General features: G+C 66.2%; 3 protein-coding genes and 1 pseudogene. 3 read left to right on the top strand and 1 reads right to left on the bottom strand.

Features of this window, described 5'->3' with window-relative positions; translation table 11 throughout:
• Both CF70_RS37330 and CF70_RS04445 read left to right on the top strand, forming a co-directional pair.
• Nucleotides 1-184: hypothetical protein (locus CF70_RS37330; protein WP_235184879.1), on the top strand; the 184-nt coding region annotated here is incomplete at its 5' end.
• A gap of 85 nt (nt 185-269) precedes the next feature.
• A complete protein-coding gene (locus CF70_RS04445) occupies nt 270-2,366 on the top strand; it encodes a serine/threonine-protein kinase (protein WP_035860926.1) in 2,097 nt (698 codons plus the stop codon).
• A 44-nt stretch (nt 2,367-2,410) separates the two neighbouring features.
• On the opposite strand, the gene CF70_RS04440 is transcribed toward CF70_RS04445, so the two are convergent.
• Nucleotides 2,411-4,381, bottom strand: a complete 1,971-nt coding sequence (locus CF70_RS04440) for an SUMF1/EgtB/PvdO family nonheme iron enzyme (protein WP_035860928.1) — start codon at nt 4,379-4,381, stop codon at nt 2,411-2,413.
• 464 nt (nt 4,382-4,845) lie between these two features.
• Here CF70_RS04440 and CF70_RS37325 point away from each other — a divergent pair.
• A pseudogene (locus tag CF70_RS37325) lies at nt 4,846-5,065 on the top strand (ATPase); the annotation flags it as partial.

The raw sequence follows: 5,065 nt of genomic DNA, 5'->3' as shown, positions 1-5,065 counted from the left end.
AAATGGCGCCAACGCACGGTGCGCGGCGGCCCAAATCTGGCGGGCGCATACCAACACAACAACACCGGGTGTTCGCCAATGCGCGACACGCAGCCGCCTGGACCCGTCAATCGTGCCGCAGGCGTCTCTTGCCGGTGTTGATGCAATGCACGAGGGGTTTGCGATTGGCATGAGTGCGGACTAGTATCCATCGTGGGTAGGTACTCGCCGGTGAGCGGCGAGTGAACGCTCAAGGCGCAACTACGCGCAACTACGTCGCGGCTGCATCGATGCCTAGCATTCCAGACCTGATACGTACCTTCCAAAGCGGTGGTCTGTCGCACGACGAGCTTCTTGCCCGCATTGACAGCACCTTGGCCGTGGACCAGGCCAGCGCGACGCAGCTGGCGGACATGCTTTGCGAGGAGAACACGCGCTTCCCGCTGCCGCCTGGCGTCTATGAAGAGGTGCTGCAGCGCATTGAGCGCCGCGGGGCAACGCAGTTCGCGGATGGCGGCGAGGAAACCCGCGTCCAGACCGGCGCTCCCGGCATGGCCGGCATGGCTTCCCCGCCCACCACGCCCTCAGCCACGCCCTCAACCACGCCCTCAACCGCGCCGGTACCGCCGGCCGACCAGGCCATTGCCGGCGCGGAGCAGTCCAAGGGGGTGGGCGACACCCTGAATGGCCGCTTTGTACTGGAGGAGTGCCTCGGCGTGGGTGGCATGGGTACGGTCTACAAGGCGCTGGACCTGCGCAAGCTCGAGGCCTCCGACCGCAAGCCCTATATCGCCATCAAAGTTCTCAATGTGCAGTTCCGCGGTCATCCGAAATCGCTGATAGCACTGCAGCGCGAGGCGCGCAAGGCGCAGACGCTGGCGCACCGCAATATCGTGACGGTCTATGATTTCGATCGCGATGGTTCGGTGGTCTACCTGACCATGGAGTACCTGTCGGGCAAGTCGCTCAATCGCGTACTGCGCGCGCCGGATTTCGCCGGCATGCCCTTTGCCAAGGCACTGCCAATTGTTACCGGCATGGGCAGGGCGCTTTCCTATGCGCATGAACGTGGCTTTGTCCACTGCGACTTCAAGCCTGCCAACGTGTTCCTCACGGATAGCGGTGAAGTGAAGGTGATTGATTTCGGCATCGCGCGGGTCTTCCAGCAACCGGCGGACGATGCGGACCCAACCGTGTTCGACCCCGGCACGCTCGGCGGCATGACACCAGCCTATGCCAGTCCCGAGATGTTCGAGCATCGCGAGCCGGACCCGCGCGATGACATCTACGCGCTGGCCTGCGTGACGTATGAGCTGCTGACGGGCCGGCATCCTTACGAGCGGTTGTCGGCCAACCAGGCACGCGGTGCCGGCCTCAAGCCGCAACGGCCGAAGTCGCTGAGCCGCGGCCAGTGGCGAGCGCTGCGCGCCGCGCTGTCCTTCGATCGCGCGACGCGCACGCCCACCGTGGCACGCTTCCTGGCCGACCTGGGAGCCGAGCGCGGCGGCGCGATGCCGATGGCCAGGCTGGGTGCTGTGTCACTGGCCGGTGTGCTGGTGGCAGGCGGCGTGGGTTACTACGCATGGCGCTCGCGTCACCCGCCGGACGGCCAGACTCAGCCCCCAACACAGACCGCTCCCGCGCCCGTCGCAACGCAACCCGCCCAGCCTGCGCCGCCGCAAGCGCCATTGCGCCAGGAAGCCAAGGCGGAGCGCGCGCTCTCCATGCAGGCTGTCGCGCCGGTGCTGGCGCGCGTGCCTTGTTCGCTTTTCTCGGCATCGGCGCAGGAGCATGCGCTGCAGGTGCGCGGCTACGTAGCGGACCGGTTCGGCATCAAGCGCTTGAAAGATGAACTGGAGGCGGTTCCCGGTGTGCAGACACTGAACCTTGACGTGCAACCGCTGGGTGACGACAAGTGCGATGTGATCAAGCTGATCGGGCCCTACTGGTCGGGGCGCCGCGACGGGGACGCGCTCACCACGATCCGCACCAGGGCGCCAGGTGCCCAGCTGACCGAGGGTACACCGTTGATTGTCGATATCACGACACCGCCCTACGACACCTACGTCTATGTCGACTACTACATGGCGGACGGCAAGGTCGTGCACATGGTGCCCAGCCAGCGCGCCAAGGCCAACCAGGCTCCCGCCAGTTATCACGCGACCGTCGGCAGCCTCGGCGACTGGGTGATCGCGAAGCCGTTTGGCACGGAGCTGATCGTGCTGCTCACTACGCCAGCGCCGTTGTTCGACGCGCTACGCCCGGAGGTGGAGTCCAGGCAGGACTATCTGCGCGCGCTTGAACGGCAGCTGGGGCCGATGGCCGCCAGGCATGGAGATGACCACATCGGCGCCGACGTGGTGCAGATATCCACCAAGGCGCGCTAGTCGGCCAGCATGCCCCGACGGGACTGGCACAGAAGCCGCTACTGCTACTTCATGTCTCGCACGACACGAAAGCCATTCTGCGACTGGCGCACGCTGGCGCTGTACTTGAATCGGGTGGAGGAGAGCATATAGCTCGCGCCCTCCAACCAGGAGCCGCCACGGATCACGCGTACGCTGCAACCGGGTTCGTCCCAGGCACGCCCGTCAACCGGTGCGTTCTTGTAGGAAATGTGCCAGCAGTCGGCGACCCATTCCCACACGCTGCCATTCACGTCGTGCAGGCCAAAGGCATTGGGGGCAAAAGAGCCGACGTTGGCCGGCGCGTCGGCGCTCCACGGATCGCCGCAATCCTTGCAGTTCGCCGTTCCCTTGCGCATCTGGTCGCCCCACCAGTAGAGCGTTGAGGTGCCGCCCCTGGCAGCGTATTCCCATTCGGCCTCGGTCGGCAGGCGATAGTGCTTACCGGTGGTCTTGCCCAGCCATGCGAGGTATTGCTGGGCATCGTCCCAGCTCACATCGCGTATGGGCGCGTTCCTGGGGGCGCTTGCGACGGTGGCGATGCGCGGGCATGCGCCAGCGTCGGCGCAGGCACCCCATTGCTCCACGGTGACTTCGTACTTGCCGATCGCGAAGGGCTGCGCGATGGCGACGCGGTGCGGGGGCTTTTCGGTCGGGTCGCCGCCATTGCTGCCCATGGTGAAGCTGCCCGGTGCGACGTTGTGCAGCACGGGGCAAGCCGGGCAGTCCTTGATCTCACCCGGTTTTATGTCGACCGTCACTGCGCCGGAAGCGGCGGCGTGTTGCGTGGCGGGCGAGGACGTACTTGCCGGGGCGGCGGGTGCGCTGGCGGATGAAGTGGCTGGCGGCGGCTGCACTTTTCCGGTCTGCGTGCGCGCTGGCGGTGGCGTGACCGTGCCCTGTGCCGCGGTTGGCCCGGAGGCGGCGGGCGCGGTGCGGGCGCGGTCGGCGGGCGGCTCGGCCTTGACTCCCGCCGCACGCAGCCGCTCGATCCTTGCCCGTGCCAGCGGCGCGAAGCGGCCGTTCGGATAGGCCTTCAGGTAGGCCTCATAGTCGCTGGGGAAATTGCTGTTCTTGATGGAATCCCAGAAGGTGAGCTCGTATTGTTCGTCGCTGTCTTTCGGGAGGATCCCGCGTTGCCGGATCGCCGGATTCCCGTCCAGGCTGGCGGAATAGGCGGAATGGGCGGAATAGGTGGTGCTGTCGATGGCGGGTGCCGCGCCCAGCTGGAGCGGGGCGGGCAGCGAGGACGAGATCCACGGCTGCTGCCGCAGCCCGGTTTGCGTGCTGACGATCTCGCCCGCCTGCTGGAAGACTGCTTCGGCATCGAGTCCGGGCATGCGCAGCGTACGCAGCAGCGCGGCCGTGAATACGCCATGGCTGACGCCTTCGGCCGCGGCGATGCCAGGGGCCGTGGCATAGGCGATCAGGGTGTTGGCGGGCGCGGCTGGCGGCTCGACGGCACCGCCGCGGTACGGATTGTCCAGGCAGGTATCGAGGATCAGCACGTTGCGCATGTCCGGGCGCGGCACCGACATGCTTGCCAGGACGGCGCGAAGCCCGGTGCCCTCCGTGAGCAAGCGGGCGGGCGTGCGGCTGCCCGCATCGACGGGAATCAGCACCGGGTTGTCCGCGACCTCGATGCCGTGCCCGGCGAAGTAGAACAGACCGACGCCGCCTGCTTGCAACCGTTGCCGGAATTCGGCAAGCGCGCTTGCCATGCCGTCACGGTCCAGGTTTTCGCGGAGCATGACGTCAAAGCCGAGCGTTGCCAGGGTCTGGCCCATGGCTCGCGCGTCGATGGCGGCATTGGGCAGCGGTTCGTCCGCATACGCCGCATTGCCGATGACAAGGGCGAGACGCCGGGCCTGGCCGTTCCCGGCGGAAGCGGCCGTGAGCCGTGCTTCGGTGGTGGACGCTGGCGTGTCGATGCCGGCTTCGGCACGCACGGCCGCTGCCAACGCGAACAGGCATATGACAAGGAGTTTTCGCCACATATTCAGGCCTTGTTCGTACGGCGCCGAAGTGCATCGGCGGTCCCACGCGCAAGCGGCGTCACGCGCCACCAGCGAGCGATGATGCCCGGCCATCACACGGCCGGTCCGCCTCGTCCCTGGCGCCGACGCGATGCAGCGCGGGCGGCACTGGGCTCGCTCAATCAACCATAGCACAGCGATTGTGAATCCGGAGGTGCTTCGCAACGCAAGGTGGCGCAGCAAGCTCACTGTCGCCTGCGCCCAGCGATCGCCCACGGCAGCACCAAGTATCTTTTTGCAGTTTTCCGTTCTAAGCTAAATGACGAAATGCAAAAGCGCTGACGAAGAGCAAGAATCCACCGCGCTTTCGAGGTCACGCGAATTGCCTGCATCCGTTGCTTTGCAGCGGCGCCGGGTGCACGCGTTGCCACACAGGTGTTGCCTTGCATGTTCCGGCGCGGACCGTTGTTCGGGAGGGCTATCGTATGCACAGGCGAACCGTGCTCGGCACATTGGCGGCGTCTCTGTTGGCACCGTTACCCTCGATCTCGTTGTCCGCCACATCCCCGCCCAATGCCGAGGTCTACATCATCTGGCCCCCCGATGGCGCCGTGATCGACGGCGGCAAATTCTGGGTGCGCATGGGCCTGCGCAATATGGGGGTCGCGCCCAAGGGGACCGACATGCCCAATGTCGGCCATCACC

It is taken from the genome of Cupriavidus sp. SK-3 (assembly GCF_000611145.1).
In the GTDB taxonomy this organism is placed as follows: domain Bacteria; phylum Pseudomonadota; class Gammaproteobacteria; order Burkholderiales; family Burkholderiaceae; genus Cupriavidus.
Note: the sequence above shows the minus strand (reverse complement) of the source record. Positions and strands in the feature narration are given on the sequence as shown.